The 14504-nt window shown below is 53.0% G+C and carries 11 protein-coding genes; 8 read left to right on the top strand and 3 right to left on the bottom strand.

The window, feature by feature from the left end:
* The first annotated feature begins 1013 nt into the window (after window positions 1-1013).
* Window positions 1014-1967 (top strand): glycosyltransferase family 4 protein, encoded by a 954-nt coding sequence (locus AC3B6F_RS11455; RefSeq protein WP_489824449.1) that lies wholly within the window; start codon window positions 1014-1016, stop codon window positions 1965-1967.
* Entirely contained in the window at window positions 1967-3379 is a 1413-nt protein-coding gene (locus AC3B6F_RS11450) for a glycosyltransferase (protein WP_489824448.1), read from the top strand. Before AC3B6F_RS11455 ends, AC3B6F_RS11450 begins: the two co-directional genes overlap by 1 nt.
* A gap of 21 nt (window positions 3380-3400) precedes the next feature.
* On the opposite strand, the gene AC3B6F_RS11445 is transcribed toward AC3B6F_RS11450, so the two are convergent.
* The 3 genes from AC3B6F_RS11445 to AC3B6F_RS11435 form a co-directional block, all read right to left on the bottom strand.
* A complete protein-coding gene (locus AC3B6F_RS11445; RefSeq protein WP_489824447.1) occupies window positions 3401-6043 on the bottom strand; it encodes a TonB-dependent receptor in 2643 nt (880 codons plus the stop codon).
* 148 nt (window positions 6044-6191) lie between these two features.
* Window positions 6192-6767 (bottom strand): HD domain-containing protein, encoded by a 576-nt coding sequence (locus tag AC3B6F_RS11440; protein ID WP_062502889.1) that lies wholly within the window; start codon window positions 6765-6767, stop codon window positions 6192-6194.
* A gap of 78 nt (window positions 6768-6845) precedes the next feature.
* Window positions 6846-6971, bottom strand: coding sequence for a hypothetical protein (locus AC3B6F_RS11435; protein WP_023945527.1), 126 nt, complete (start codon window positions 6969-6971; stop codon window positions 6846-6848).
* Window positions 6972-7165: 194 nt separating this feature from the next.
* Here AC3B6F_RS11435 and AC3B6F_RS11430 point away from each other — a divergent pair, with 194 nt between their 5' ends.
* The 6 genes from AC3B6F_RS11430 (at window position 7166) to AC3B6F_RS11405 (ending at window position 14503) form a co-directional block, all read left to right on the top strand.
* Window positions 7166-7315 carry a hypothetical protein gene (locus AC3B6F_RS11430; RefSeq protein ID WP_197458638.1) on the top strand — a complete coding sequence of 50 codons (150 nt, stop codon included), beginning with the start codon at window positions 7166-7168 and terminating at the stop codon, window positions 7313-7315.
* 144 nt (window positions 7316-7459) lie between these two features.
* Complete coding sequence (gene cysG / locus AC3B6F_RS11425; protein ID WP_489824446.1) at window positions 7460-8857, top strand: siroheme synthase CysG; 1398 nt, start codon at window positions 7460-7462, stop codon at window positions 8855-8857.
* A 58-nt stretch (window positions 8858-8915) separates the two neighbouring features.
* Window positions 8916-9854, top strand: a complete 939-nt coding sequence (locus AC3B6F_RS11420) for a glutaminase (RefSeq protein ID WP_426066089.1) — start codon at window positions 8916-8918, stop codon at window positions 9852-9854.
* Between the two features lie 384 nt (window positions 9855-10238).
* Window positions 10239-12329 carry a TonB-dependent siderophore receptor gene (locus AC3B6F_RS11415; protein WP_489824445.1) on the top strand — a complete coding sequence of 697 codons (2091 nt, stop codon included), beginning with the start codon at window positions 10239-10241 and terminating at the stop codon, window positions 12327-12329.
* A gap of 285 nt (window positions 12330-12614) precedes the next feature.
* Window positions 12615-12911 carry a hypothetical protein gene (locus tag AC3B6F_RS11410; protein ID WP_211567281.1) on the top strand — a complete coding sequence of 99 codons (297 nt, stop codon included), beginning with the start codon at window positions 12615-12617 and terminating at the stop codon, window positions 12909-12911.
* A complete protein-coding gene (locus AC3B6F_RS11405) occupies window positions 12908-14503 on the top strand; it encodes a PepSY-associated TM helix domain-containing protein (protein ID WP_489824444.1) in 1596 nt (531 codons plus the stop codon). The genes AC3B6F_RS11410 and AC3B6F_RS11405 overlap by 4 nt, the downstream gene beginning before the upstream one ends.
* Window position 14504 lies beyond the last annotated feature (1 nt).

The following is a 14504-nucleotide window of genomic DNA, read 5'->3' as shown; positions in this document are numbered from 1 at the left end:
GTCAGATCGTTGTAACTTATCGGCCTCAGAGATAGGCTTTTATGCGAAAATCAAAACTCACATTTTATGACCGAACGTTGCATTTTCAAGAATGCGCCGGGATTCCGTTATAAAATCATTGATCGAAATGTAAAAAATTTTCGAGCAAGCAATAAGATCGGCAGGAAGCTGGTTTTCAGCATGGTTCGCGCCCGAAGCCGGAGTTGAGGGGGTGGCCTCTTAAGTCTTGTGAAAGTGTGACAGGCAATGCGATGTCAGACGAGAGAGCGTTCCTAAGAAATTGGCATGACTGTTGCTGATCTATGTAGCTTGTAAATCTTAGAATATTTCAAAGAATTTCATAACTTCGGCAGGTGCGATGTCTCAACTGTCGATGCCATATTGTATTCTTGAGAAGCGTGCTTCATACCACCGGCCAGTTGAGTTAAAAAACCATTAAAGACAGGTGATCGGGCGGCTGCCTGAGATCAGGGAGAAGCATGGCGGCATATACCATCTGGATTGATATGCAGGATATCTTCCAGTACGCGGAGCATAATCGCAGACCGAGTGGTATACAGCGTCAGGTCTATGAAATTCTCCAGGTTTTGCACGGATGCATTCCTCATTCGGAGGAGGTGCATATCGGGTATGTGCGCAAGGGTGTTGATGGAAACCCTGCCTGTATCGTGTCCGCTCAGGATGTCAAAAATCTCTTTGCTTCACTGGCGGATGACGAAGCGAGCGCTGCCACTGAGTCTGTTCGGAAAGCGCCGTCTGTTCCGAAAAATCTGAAGTTACCATCTGCCAAAGCAATGGTTTTCAGACAGTTCAATAGAATACGGCACGCGTTGATTCGAAACTTTGAGCAGATGCCGGAGCCGCTGGGGCGGCCATTGTTGCGAGCGGGCACTCTGCAGATGCGCGTTCTGCGGATGGCAAGGGATTTAAGAAGCCGGTCCGCTGTCCGATACTCGACATCTTCGCAAAGGGCACCCATTCGGATAGCGGGACCCGTTTCTTGCGAAGGAGGCATGAAGCCTGGAGATATCTTTCTTGTTATGGGCGCTGCATGGGCGGATGCTGCTTTTGGCGAGCGGCTTCACGCGATCCGCAAGACATATGGCCTCAAGCCGGTATTGTTGATTTACGATCTCATTCCACTGACATGTCCAGAATGGTTTCCCCCGCAGGTGGTCTCAACATTCTCTGCGTGGTTGGAGAATGTGGTGCCGCAATGCAGCGATATCATGGTGATCAGTGAGGCCACGAGAAAGGATGTTCAGGACTTCCTTGTCCAACGCAGGCTTCATCTGAATCAGGCGCCGTGGGTCGTGCCCATGGGTGGGGGGTTTGGGGATATGACGGTTGCGACCAGAGAGGCAGAGGCTCCGGGGCTACCTCCTGCCGGGAACTATGTTCTCTTTGTTTCCACCCTTGAGGCACGCAAGAATCATATTCTGATGTTTCAGGTCTGGGCGCGGTTACTGCGTGAAAAGGCGTACGAAGATATTCCCACGCTGGTTTTTGCGGGGCGGCCTGCGTCCATGGTGGAAGATCTGATGCAGCAGATGGAGAACACGGAGTATCTGGACGGCAAGGTTCGTTTGATCCGCGAACCAAGTGATGAAGAACTGCGAGGCCTCTACAGGAACTGCCTCTTTACGGTGTTCCCGTCGCTATACGAGGGATGGGGGCTACCGGTAACGGAAAGTCTGCTTTTTGGGCGGCCCTGCGTTGCGTCCAACGTGACATCCATTCCCGAAGCTGGAGGCAAATTTGCACGATATTTCGATCCGTATGATTTCGAGGATGTCTATCGCACCATTCGCCAGACCATTGAGGATCGTGAAGGCTTGAAAGCTTGGGAAGAACATATCCGAAGGGATTTTCAGCCAACACCGTGGTCTGATACGGCCAGGGCTATTCTGAAATCCTGTGCGGTCGCTCACCGTTCGTCGCAACAGCCTGAGATGAGGGCCGGCTGATGAACAGGGTTTGGATTGATGTGGATGTTCTGTTCACCTCGCCTTCTTTAGAGGCCTGTTCGGAGGATGTTCGACGCTTTCTCGTTGAGGTCTGTCAGGCATTACAAGCCTGTGCGCCAGATCGTATTGGGTTCGTGCGTCGAAAAGGTGGTCCGCAGAACTGGATCTCTGTGGACTGGGCAGATGTGAAGGATCTGCCTGTCGTCACACAGTATCGGACAGGGGCTCTGCATGTGATCGGACGGCAGAGTGAAGCAAAGAAACGTGCTAAGGATCGGAACGGGGCTGCCCCCCCACACGTCGCGGGTATTGCAGATGTTCTTAGAACACAGTTTCAGGTTCTGAGAGCCGCATCGGGCTGGTTTGGAGCAGCCGCAAGATACGGTGCTCAGCAATGGCAGGAAAATCTGGCCCGTCGCTCTATCTTGTCTAAAAACGATGGAGCAACCGGAAAGAGCCGTCATTCAGCGTTTCTGAACGGAGCCCCTCTTAAGGATCTGGCACGTCCGGGTGACTTTTTCTTGGCGCTGGGACCAAGCTGGGATCGACCGGATTATTCTCAGACCATACGTTGGCTTCGGGATGTCATGCGCGTGCAATTCGGTCTTTTCGTGCATGATCTTCAGCCTGTTCGATATCCTGAATGGTTTACGAAGGCGACGAACACTCATTACGAGGCCTGGCATCGCGCTATTCTGCCTTTGGTTGATCAGGTATTCGTCAGGAGTGATGCTGTCGCCGAAGAGGTGACGGACTATCTGGCGCATATCAAGCGCCCGCTTCTGCAGCCGATCGTGACGGTTCCCGTGGGAAGTGGGCCTGCTCCGACAGGAGGAAATCTGTCCCGACAGGCCGTCAGGAAAATACCCCTCGAAGGGCATTATGTTCTCTGTGTGGGAACACTTGAGCCGCGCAGGAATCACGAGCTTCTGCTGCGGGTGTGGCGCCATCTCCGAAAGGAAATGGCTGAGGGCTCTCTTCCGAAACTTGTTTTTGTCGGGCAGGTTGGATGGCTGGTAAGTGATCTCATGCAGCAGCTTGAAAATTCCGACTGGCTGAATGGGCAGGTACTGCTTGTCAGTGCACCATCCGATGCGCAACGTGCAGCTCTCTATCGGAATTGTCTGTTTACTGTGGATCCTTCGCAGGCAGGCGATCTCAGTCTACCGGCTCTCGAGAGCCTTCAGTATGGCAAGCCCTGTCTGGCTTCGAAACCGCCGGCCGAAAGGACAAGTGATCAAGGACTGGTGCGATATTTCGATCCGTTGAATCTGCATGATGCGTCACGCGTTATCGGGAAGGCCATAGAAGATCGCGATGAGCTGAAATGCTGGGCTGATGAGATCGAACGTCGCTTCAAACCTGTGTCCTGGCAACACTCTGCTCAGACGATCCTGCAACATACACTCTGAGACTCAGAATTCTTTCCTGTGTCAGAGTGTCTTGCGCAGGGAAAGACCAATCGTTCGACCCATTGGATCCATGAATGCGGGTTGATAGCCTGCAGGTGTAACGCCCAGGCCGTTATGCACATGGATCCGTGTGTTCGAGACGTTATCCAGTGATAGCATGATGCGAAAATTTTTGGCCCAGTTCCGGTTTTGCCAATGGGGAAGATCTCCCAGTGTTACGAAAACGGAGAGATCGAGTGTTGCGAGGCTACCAAAATACAGGCTTCCTGCCGACGTGCTTCCGAGCGTTGAACTCCCTGACTGCCATTTCCCATCCAGTCTGACACCGAGGCCATTTTTGTAAGCCCCGGCCTGAAGTTCGACTTCATGTTTGGGTTTTCCACCCAGTCCGCCAACCGTGCCACCATTCAGCAGGTCAATAGCGGGCAGTCCAGCCCTTAGTCTGACGGTATCATTCAGGCGCCAGACCTGTGTCAGGACGATATAGTACCGTCCTTTAGTGCCACCATCATTATGTCTTTTATGGCCGGATGCTTCATGATCGTCTCCAAAAGGACGTGACAAGGAGAAGGTGGCATTCCATTCGGTACGCTTCTCACTTTCGACATTCACAGGACGCAGATCGACTGTTTCCAGAACGCCGTTAGCGTCGCGCTGGTAATTCCCGGGGAAGGCATCCTGAATGGCTGCTGTCGGGCTTGGGAGCGAAAGAACGGGATGGTGTGTGTTGTCATGCACATAATTGAGATGCAGACGTGATCCTTCCAGAAACGGCGGAGAAATAATGGCGCCCAGACTGAGTTCATGGCGGTCTGCAGAGCGCAGGTTTCGGTTGCCGCCGGAAATGGTTGTGACCTGTACGGACTCACCGCGGACATAGTCATAGGTTGTGACGTTGGGGGTCTCGATCGTTGGTGCAACGAGAGAAGAGGCGGCTGGAGCTTCTGTCTGTTGCAGGACCGAGAAAGGAAGCTGGATCCATCCTGTGGGAGACCATGTGACACCGCCGCCAAGTGTGCCGAGTGTTCCGAAATGGGACACCTGACTCACTGCTCCATTCACATTGGCATCAAGCTTGCCAAGAAATGACAGAACATGCTGCTTTTTATTGGCGATTGGCAGATCACCGTTAAGTCTCAGAGTACCGACATCCCGGCTGATTGATGAACGAGACGTTATTCCATTTGCAGAGGATGTTGCGTTCTGTTGGCTGAGGGTTCCGGTCGCAGCAATGCTTGTTGAAGCGTCCCCTGCGGGGAGGGAAAAAACCGGTCCTGATAGCAGGCCGCTGATCTGCCCCTGATTGCTGGTTGTCTGGCCATGATTGACAACCCGACTGTTCAGCCAAGAGGGAGCAATGGTGGACCACGGGTCGAAAGACAGGTCACCACTGTTCAGAGCCGTCTGCGCTGCCATGAGGGAGAGGCCGGTCTGGCTTTCTGTGACTGTTCGGGCGTAGTCGTAGCTTCCTTTCCCATTCCATTTCCAGTCCCCGAGATCACCGTTGAAATTCAGGCCTGCATGACCTGTCTCGGTGTGCCCGGTTTGCTGAAGAGGCGGGACACTGCTGAAACTCCGATACAGCAGAATATCTTGTGAAAAGGGCGAATAGGCGTTCCCTGATGGTATTGTGACGATACCCCGCGCCGGGCCTTGAAGACTAATCTGATCCTGATGGTCAAAGCTCAGATTGAGGGATGTGGTGATGTCTTTCGTCAGGTGATCAGCATAAACACCATTCAGGGAAAGCTCATGCTTGCGCGGTTGCAGGGTATAGGCAGACGCATTCGTGCTGCTGGTCAGTGAATTTGCGGACTGTAGAATGTCATTCAGTGTCGCGGCCTGTCCGTAAGGCAGGGAAGGACTGCCTGCTGTTGTAACGCTTTCCCCGGCAAGGTTGTCGAGTGCCGGGTCCAGGCTTTGACCATCGGGTGAAGTCAGGTTTCCCTGTGTGGAGTACAGGGAATTGGCTGCCGGTGGCACCACGCCACGCTGGCTGTCCCGCAGCCATGCGCTGGCAGTGTAACGGGCGCTGAGGTTGATGCGTCGATCATCATGCAGTCTGGTGAAACTGAGTGAGAGGGCTCCGTTTTCGCCCCCACCATCAGTTGAGGTCTCTCCGTAGGCGCGGGCTCTCACGGCACGGAACTGCTTGACGGTGATGATATTCACGACGCGCTGATCTGCGGCATAGCCGTAACGCAGGGCTTCTTCTTCCGTAAAGATTTCGACGCGCGATATGGCCTCGAACGGGAGATCGTTGACTTCCTGAAGGCCCGAGATCCGTTTACCATTCAACAGGATAACGGGCGCATTTCCGGTAGCGCCACGGCCAGACCGTGTTTCTGGAGAAATGGTCGTGAGCAGATCAGTAACAGTGTCGACGCCATAGGAGCGGATCTCATCCGCGCTGATCTGCATAAGTGGTTTAGGAGCGCCAATGACTGCTCCCTCAGGCTTGTGCCCTGTGACGACAATTCGCTCTGTGGTGGACGGAGTTTCTGTTTGCGTGGATCGTGTAGGCGCACTCTGTGAAAGAGACGTGTCTGTCTGTGCCAGGGTGGTTCCGCAGGACAGAGCGGCTCCAAGGCCATAACAGGAAAGCTTCCGTAAAGGGAAACGAGATGCAGCGGCGGCAGGTCGGCCATGAAAGCGGCTAGTCATTGTCGCTCTGCTGATCTCCGTGGAATAGGACCTTAAATCTTCTGGTACGGTCATCGGGCGGGAGCCTTTGCCGTACCAACGGGAGGAGAGCTTTGTTGTGACGGATACAGTCCGTTTTGTCGAGCAACAGAACGATAGTGACGGGGTATCAGAGGAATGCTTTTTCTGACTTCCGTCGCGTTTCCCGATCAAGAACGTCTCTTATCGCCCGGGTCAGAGAGGAATGATCTGTGTAACGTCGACCATAAGTCAGATTGAAGCCATGATCGAAATCTGGGGGATTAACACCGTTATTGTGCTGCCAGATGGTCTCGATCTTGTCGAACGCTTTGGCCATGCGAGCTTCAGGGCTGGACGCGTTTTCATACTCATCCCAGAGTTGAAGAAACTCGGCCTGGAGTGTGTCAGGTAGCGGCGCCATGATGGTCAGGAGATCTTCGCGCTCCTGTTTGGATTTGTTAAGAGAGGCTTCGATGGAGATTGCCGGAACATCTCCATGAATGGCCTCCCCAAGATCGTGCAAAATACAGATTTTTAACAGCTTCAGCAGATCGAGGCCTTCAAGATAATCTGCGAAGGTCATGACCAGAAGGCACAGGCCCCATGTATGCTCTGCTGTGCTCTCTGGCTGGCCATCCTGTGTAAAGGAACGACGGAGGACGTCTTTCAGTTTTGAAGCTTCACGCAGGAACTCGAGACGTCTTTCGATCTCGGTTGTGGTCATTCAGTCAGTTCCGGTCAGTGGGTATCGTGCGCCCCTGAAGAGCAGGCGATCAATAAAATTCAGACTGTCGTTGCGAGCTCATGTGAGCAGTAGAGACAGGACGAGGTATCCGATGAGCACCAGGGCCGCCAGAATACCCAAAAGAACCGGAAAACCAACTCCGTCCTGAAGAGACTTAAAGGCTTTGACGAGGAACTGGGCCATGGCGCACTCCGGGCTGGGCGGCGCACGAAAGAGATCTTCCGGCACGTATTGGAACTATAAGCCAAATCATTGGAAAAGATAACGCTCCTTTCAGAAAAGACTTTCTGTCCCGGTTATCCATCCTCCAGATTTCGCCTGAATCAGGCCATATTGCCGAAATAGTTTTCCGTCAGTTCTGAAGGAGGACATGGTTGATGAAACGTCTTGCGACATTGTTTTTGGGCTTTGGTTTGATGCTCCCCCTGATGGCCTGTTATGGATCCCGCGATCATGACTGGCATCACCACCACCATCATCATGGTGGTCCATACATGGGTGGCGGAGGTGGATATGGTTACCGCTAAAAAACACTTTCTGCCCATGTTAAGGGGTGTTGCCTTTGTATCCATCAGTGCTCTGACTAGCTTTGCCTCTCAGGAGCGGGCGTGTAGTGAAGAGAAAGGTGTTCCTTTCCTGGAACCGTTTTCTGAAAGCGTATGGATACAGAGATGCCCGCATCCGGGGTTGAGACAGGCTGGTTTCCCATTTCCCTTCGCCTTGAGGGCGCACGTGTTCTGCTTGTTGGGGGAGGCGAAGTCGCCGTCAACAAAGGGAGGCTCCTGCTCGATCATGGAGCAGGGATCGAGATCGTTGCAGAGGCATTGAACCCGATTGTTCAGAACTGGGTAGACGAAGGCTTGGCCCGTCATGTGGGGGGACGAGTTGACGATGAGATGCTCAGACAGGTTATGGCAGGATGCCGTCTTGTTTATGCCGCAACGGATGACAGGGCGGTTAATCGGAGTGTGGCAGCGCTTGCCGAGAGCCTGAATATTCCTGTCTGCGCAGTGGATGATCCGGAGCCTTCGACGTTCATTACGCCCGCACAGGTCCGTAGAGGGGCAGTGCGGGTTGCTATTTCTACGGCAGGTGGCGCACCGGTTCTGGCTCGTCGGTTGAGGGAGCAGATTGAAAGCTGGATGCCGGAAGGGATTGGCCAGCTTGCCGCTTACATGCAGTCTCGCAGAAGCCGTGTTTCTGCTCATTATCCGGCTGTTCAGGATCGCAAACGGATCTGGGAAGACTTTCTGGATGGCCCGGGCGCTGAAGCTGCACTTTCCGCTGAGGATGCTCGCGCTGATCGTGTGCTGGATCAGCTTCTGACAGAGCAGAAAAAGGCCGGAGAGGTCTGGCTCGTCGGTGGTGGCCCGGGCGACCCGGATCTTCTTACGCTTAAAGCGCTGCATCTCATGCAGAATGCTGATGTCGTCCTTTATGATAACCTTCTTCCAAAAGTCCTTCTGGAGCGTGTGCGTCGGGATGCTGAACTGATTTTTGTGGGCAAACAGCGTGACCGTCATGCCATGCCCCAATCGGCGATCAATGCAGAGATGGTTCGTTATGCGAAGGCAGGGCAACGCGTGCTGCGTCTTAAAGGGGGTGACCCGTTTATTTTCGGGCGAGGGGGAGAGGAAATTGAGTCTCTTATAGAGGCTGGTGTTTCATTCCGGGTCGTGCCGGGTATTACTGCCGCCAGCGGGTGCGCCTCCTATGCCGGTATTCCATTAACCCACCGGGATTGCGCGCAGGCCTGTCTTTTTGTCACGGGGCATGCGCGGGCTGATGGCGTTCTGGATCTGCCATGGGACGACATGGCAGATCGGCGTCAGACTGTGGTGATCTACATGGGAATATCCACGTTGCCAGCCCTGATGACGGGTCTGATCCAAAATGGTCTTCCCTCAGACTGGCCAGTCGCCATTGTCGAACGGGGCACTCAGCCTTCCCAGCGGGTTCTGACGGGGACGCTTTCGACGATTGCCGATCAGGCAGCGACTGCGTCGGTATCTTCTCCAGCATTGGTGATTGTTGGTGAGGTCGTCCGGCATCGTGTGATTTCACCGTAAGAAATAAGTGTTCCTGAGGCGTGACGACAGCGCCCAATCTGCTCTGGAGAAATATTCCATGACGTCACTGACCGCTACGATTGCAGAAATCGCAGACGAAATGCGTGCTGAGACAGATCGGGGGCAGGTGGCGAACTATATTCCTCCTTTGGCGTCGGTCGATCTGGGGCGGTTTGGTATGGCCATTGTTGATGCAGAAGGTGCCAGTCATACTGTGGGCGATGCCGAAGAGGCTTTTTCCATCCAGAGTGTGTCCAAGGTTTTCGGTCTGACGCTGGCTTTGAATGCGGTAGACGCAGGCTTGTGGAGCCGCGTGCGTCAGGAACCCTCCGGGAGTGCATTTAACTCGATTGTTCAGTTGGAAAACGAAAACGGCATTCCAAGAAATCCATTCATCAATGCCGGAGCGATTGTTGTTTCGGATATCCTTGTTTCACATTATGGGCTGGAAGGTGCCCAGAGTGAGCTTCTGAACCTTCTTCGTCCGTTGAGTGCAGATCCTGATACCATTTTTATCGATCGTGATGTGGCCAGTCAGGAAGAAGAAACCGGGTTTCGTAACAAAGCTCTCGCCAATTACATGCGAACATTCGGAAATATTCACAATCCGGTTGATGAAACTCTGGCATTTTACTTTCATCAGTGTGCCCTCACCATGAGTTGCCGTCAGCTTGCTGAAATAGGAACTTATCTAATGACCGGCGGGGTTAATCCCCGTACGGGAGAGCGCGTCATCTCAACCCGTAATGCCCAGACTGTTTTGGCCCTCATGATGATGTGCGGCCATTATGATGGATCTGGTTCTTTCGCCATTCGTGTCGGTCTTCCTGGAAAATCGGGTGTGGGCGGCGGCATTCTTGCAATTACTCCGGGGGTGGCGTCCGTCGCAGTCTGGTCGCCGGGCTTGAACATGCAAGGTAATTCCCTGCTTGGGACGCGTGCGTTGGAGCGGCTTGTTCAACATACTGGATGGAATGTTTTTCGGGCCAGTCCCTGAATGTATCTGATTGCGGATACGTAATATATTGATTTCCAAGGGGGATCTCATTGTGTGAAGGCATCTGAAAGCGCTCAGACGCTTTTTGATGCAATTCAAAATGCGCCTTTCAATTGACACTGATTATCAATTGCAAATATGAGGCGGCATTTCCGATTGCATCTCGGTGGGCCGCACATGTCTTTTCCATTCGCCAGACGTACTTTGATTCCTGTTCTCGTTTTTGCTGGGTTGACCTCGGTTTCCGCAGGTGCGGAGAGACCTGCCATTTCAGGTGACGTTGACGGGAAGAAGCAGAAAACGTCCCAGAAAACTCAATCACAAACCGCCTCCGGAGCAGTATCGAAATCCAAAGAAGAGATCATCGTTGTGACTGCGACAGGCATGTCACACGCATCCTCTGCGACAAAGACACGAACGCCCATTATTGAGTCCCCCCAGTCAATTTCGATCGTCAGTCGCGAGGAAATTGAGCTGCGAGCCTCGCCGACGATTGCCGATGCACTGGCGTACACAGCAGGTGTTCAGGCTGAGCCATCAGGGATTGATAGCCGTGTGGATGAAGTGTCAGTCCGTGGGTTTGGTGCGGGCGGGTTCTCATCAAACAATAACTTCGTGGATGGTCTCCGTCTGCCCTCTGGTGGCCAGTGGACACGAACATCATTTGACCCCTTTGCGCTTCAGCAGATTGAAGTTTTGAAGGGGCCGTCCGGCGCCCTTTATGGGCAGACGGCACCAGGAGGCGTGGTCAATCTCGTAACCAAACGCCCGACTGAAAAAAGTGAGGGTGAATTTTTTCTTCAAAGCAGTGGCTTTACCAACCTGTCGAACTGGCAGGGGCAGGCTTCCGGTGACGTTTCTGGCCGCCTCAACAAAAGCGGCACAGTTATAGGACGTATTGTTGGACTGGCTCGCTATGGAAATACGCAGGTCAATGAGGTTCGGACAGGTCGTTATTATATTTCTCCCAGCCTGACCTGGAAAATTACACCGCGTACAACCTGGACCCTGCTCGCCCAGTATCAGAGAGATCAGGGAGGGTCGACGTTCCAGTTTCTTCCGGCAACGGGCACACTTTACTCATCCAAAGGGCGATATATTGCGAATGACGCCAATATCGGCGAGCCAAGCTGGGATACGTTTGATCGTAATCAGGCTCTTGCCGGATCGTTCTTTGAACACAAGTTCAACCGTTATCTGACGGTACGAAACAATACGCGTTATACCTATCTCAACACACTTTATCGCGCCACGGTTCTGTCGGGCGATACGATATCGAAATGTACGGCGGCGATTGCCGGATGTGTTGCGGGTGAAACGGTTAGCCGGCGTGCTGTAGAAGGGCGCGGTCAGTCTCAGGGCGTAACAACTGATACGCAGCTTGAAGGGCATCTTCAGACTGGTCCTGTGCGTCACCTTCTGTTGGTTGGAACAGATTATTTTTATACGAATTGGCGGCATAGTCGCGACCTTGTAAGTTCTTCGCTTGTTTTGCCTGTACTGAATATTTTCAATCCGCAGGCCAGAGGCAGTGCGGGGTATTCTTCCGGGCTGAATCCTCAGGTTTATTCAGCGACAGTAAGTGAGCAGAACGGCATTTATTTTCAGGACCAGCTCAAGTTTGATCGTTTGCGCGTAACGATCGGTGGTCGCCAGGATTGGGCGCGTGATGACACATTGAATGTTCTGACAAAGTCTCGCTACATCACCAATTCAAACGCGTTCACATGGCGTGCGGGGGCAGTTTATCTGTTTGATAATGGCCTTGCTCCTTATTTCAGCTATGCGCAGTCTTTCCAGCCTCAGGTTTCTGATCCGTCGACATCTGTAGATGGTAAACCATTCAAGCCAACGACTGGCGATCAGTACGAAGGCGGTATTCGCTATCAGTACGGGAAAAGCATCTACGTCACATTTGGGGGCTACCAGATTACCCAGAACAACATGACCACTTCCGATCCCGCTGGTCGCCTGTGTGGCACAGCCACATGCCTTGTACAGACAGGACAGGGGCGCGTTCGTGGACTGGAACTGGAGGGGAAGGCCAATCTGCCCTGGGATATGTCGGTCATCTTTACCGGCACCCGAAGTGACGCCAAAATTACCCGATCCAATACGGCTTCTCAGGTTGGTAATTATCTTGGTCAGGCCCCGAAATGGATGTCATCCCTGTTTCTGGATCAGCGTATCCAGCATGGAACTCTGGCAGGTCTCGGATTGGGTGGCGGCGTTCGTTATACAGGTACGAGCTTTGGTGATACGGCCAATAAGCTTCGTATCCCGGATTACACGTTGTTCGATCTGTTTCTGCGGTATGATTTTGCTCTTGCTCACCCTCGATACAAAGGGCTGTCATTTTCGTTTAACGCACGAAACATTGCCAACAAGAGGTTCGTAGCGACCTGTACGGCTGTTTCCGCCTGCTATTATGGGCAGGGTCGCAACCTGACGGCGCGTTTAGAGTATCGCTGGTAATATGATCGGCACCAGCATGATGATGACGCTGCTTGCAGTACTGATCGGTTTGGCAGGGGCAATTTTTCTGTATCTCGCCGCGCCAGCGCAGCAGTTATGGAAATGCCCTGTCCCGAAGCGGATATGTATCCTTGCAGGGAGCGGGCTACTCTGCCTGTCCTTCCTTTTTCATCTCATGATTTACGGGACCGGAACGGCATTTTTCGTTCTGCTGACACTCTTAATGAGTGTCTGGAGCCTGTTGCCAATTGGGGTGGCTCTTTTGAAGCAGAGGCCTAAAGCGCAATGACGTCCACACCGCTTTCCAGCAGGAACTGGTTTCCTAAAGCCAGTGCCGGTTTGTTACTTGGGCTGACGCTGTCGCTCGCACTCGTGGGTATCCTCGGATTGCTCTGCCACACGAATGGGGACCCACGTTCCCCGTCATCTCAGTATCTGATGTGGCTGGTGGCTCCAGTCTGGACGGCTGTTTTAGGGGGATGTTTCATGTTCCGAACAGGGTGGAGGGCCTGGGGGGTGTTGGGGGCCATCAACATTCTGCTCTGGGGCGTTTATATGGGCCTTCGGAGTGTAATATCATGAAAATCCGTGCTGACGTCGTCCGGATGTATCGTGAAATCCATAGCTGGGTCGGGATTGTCTGTGGTCTGTTCCTGTTTGTGGCATTTTATGCAGGTGCCATAACGATGTTTGAACGCCCCTTGCAGGATTGGGCCTCTCCACCAGTCTCTTTGCCGCCTCCTGTTGCATTGGAGCGTGTGCCAGAACTGTTGGGAAAAACCTTTGCAGAGCATCCTGAAGCCAGAAATTCCTATACAGTTGTTCTTCATCCAACGCCGTCTCAGCCGGCTACTCTTGTATGGGGCGTGCCACAGAGAATGCACGGGCCTTCAGCAGCAAATTATTCCGCCCTGGCAGAAGGCGGATCTCTGGTAACCGTAAAGCAATCTCCTTCCGAAGCCGCGCACTTCATCAATATGCTGCATCAGCAGGTGGGCTTGTGGATGCCTCATGAAGCTGGGCGGTTATTTATGGGGATAGTGGCGCTTTTATATGCGGTCGCACTGATTTCAGGCACGCTTGTTGTTTTGCCGGGCCTGATTAAAAATCTCTTTGCAATTCGACTTGGGCAGAATGCCAAACGCATGTGGCTTGATTTGCATAGCATGTTAGGGCTGTTCTCGTTGCCATTTCATATCATCATGGCTCTGACGTCCGTTGTATTTGCATTTCATGATGAAATTTATGTTGCTGAACACGCTCTTCTGGGCCGATCGGTCGTGCACCAGCAAATGCATGGGCATTCACCGAGTGATCAAACTGAAGGGCGTCAACAGCAACGAATTTCTGGTGATCTTCGTATTCCGCTGGAGCCTGCTCAAATTGTAGTCGCTATTGCCAAGCAGGCTCCCGGTTTTTCGCCGGAAACCTTGATCTACGACCGTTCTCATGGCGGGCATCTTGCGTTGCGTGTTACGGGATCTGATCCGCGATATGGTGCCCGAGGAGCGAGTGGAGGTTTTGCGGGGGTCGATCCCTATAGTGGTAAATTGCTGTCAACGGATTATCTGCCGGGGCATCAAACCTTTCCTATGGCTGTTCTGACGTCTTTCTTCGTTCTGCATTTTGGCAGCTTCGGAGGGGAAGGCGTGCGTTGGGGATATGCTGTTCTGGGACTGGCTGGGGCATTCATGTTTTATGCCGGAAACCAGCTCTGGATTGTCTCTCGTAGACGAAGGGAGCGGGGGAGTGGACGGGTGGAAGATACGCGTGCAACCCGTGTTCTTTGTTCGCTGACAATCGGTTGCTCTCTCGGATGTGTCGCGGGTGTCTCTGCTGTTCTGGTTGTGGCGCCATTACACTCTGTTGTAGGAAAAATGTTGCCAATTCAAATTGTTTACTTTGCAACTTTTCTTTCCTGTGTGGTTGTCTGTTTCTGCTTTCGGGAACGGCTGGCAATTCGACTGCTGCTGGTCGCGTCGGCAGTCCTGACATTTCTGATGCCGGTCTCGGCCGCTTTTGTAACGCCTCTCTCTCATGCGACGGCATCAAGTCTCATTGTTGACGGGATTGCCCTGCTTTATGGCGCTTTTCTGATGATCTGGGCTGTCCGGCCTCAAGTGGGACAGCCGCTCTTTCGAAAGGAGAGTGTTTCAGGCTTGAATCGAGCCTGAA

Source organism: Gluconobacter sp. ESL1110 (genome assembly GCF_058107395.1).
The sequence above is the reverse complement of the archived record's forward strand: the minus strand, read 5'-3'. Positions and strand labels throughout refer to the sequence as shown.

Bases quoted from the DNA above. Each gene is read 5' to 3' on its own strand.
- AC3B6F_RS11455 (WP_489824449.1), top strand. From the start codon at position 1,014: ATGAAGCCTGGAGATATCTTTCTTGTTATGGGCGCTGCATGGGCGGAT.
- AC3B6F_RS11450 (WP_489824448.1), top strand. From the start codon at position 1,967: ATGAACAGGGTTTGGATTGATGTGGATGTTCTGTTCACCTCGCCTTCT.
- AC3B6F_RS11445 (WP_489824447.1), bottom strand. From the start codon at position 6,043: ATGACTAGCCGCTTTCATGGCCGACCTGCCGCCGCTGCATCTCGTTTC.
- AC3B6F_RS11440 (WP_062502889.1), bottom strand. From the start codon at position 6,767: ATGACCACAACCGAGATCGAAAGACGTCTCGAGTTCCTGCGTGAAGCT.
- AC3B6F_RS11435 (WP_023945527.1), bottom strand. From the start codon at position 6,971: ATGGCCCAGTTCCTCGTCAAAGCCTTTAAGTCTCTTCAGGACGGAGTT.
- AC3B6F_RS11430 (WP_197458638.1), top strand. From the start codon at position 7,166: ATGAAACGTCTTGCGACATTGTTTTTGGGCTTTGGTTTGATGCTCCCC.
- cysG (WP_489824446.1), top strand. From the start codon at position 7,460: ATGCCCGCATCCGGGGTTGAGACAGGCTGGTTTCCCATTTCCCTTCGC.
- AC3B6F_RS11420 (WP_426066089.1), top strand. From the start codon at position 8,916: ATGACGTCACTGACCGCTACGATTGCAGAAATCGCAGACGAAATGCGT.
- AC3B6F_RS11415 (WP_489824445.1), top strand. From the start codon at position 10,239: ATGTCACACGCATCCTCTGCGACAAAGACACGAACGCCCATTATTGAG.
- AC3B6F_RS11410 (WP_211567281.1), top strand. From the start codon at position 12,615: ATGACGTCCACACCGCTTTCCAGCAGGAACTGGTTTCCTAAAGCCAGT.
- AC3B6F_RS11405 (WP_489824444.1), top strand. From the start codon at position 12,908: ATGAAAATCCGTGCTGACGTCGTCCGGATGTATCGTGAAATCCATAGC.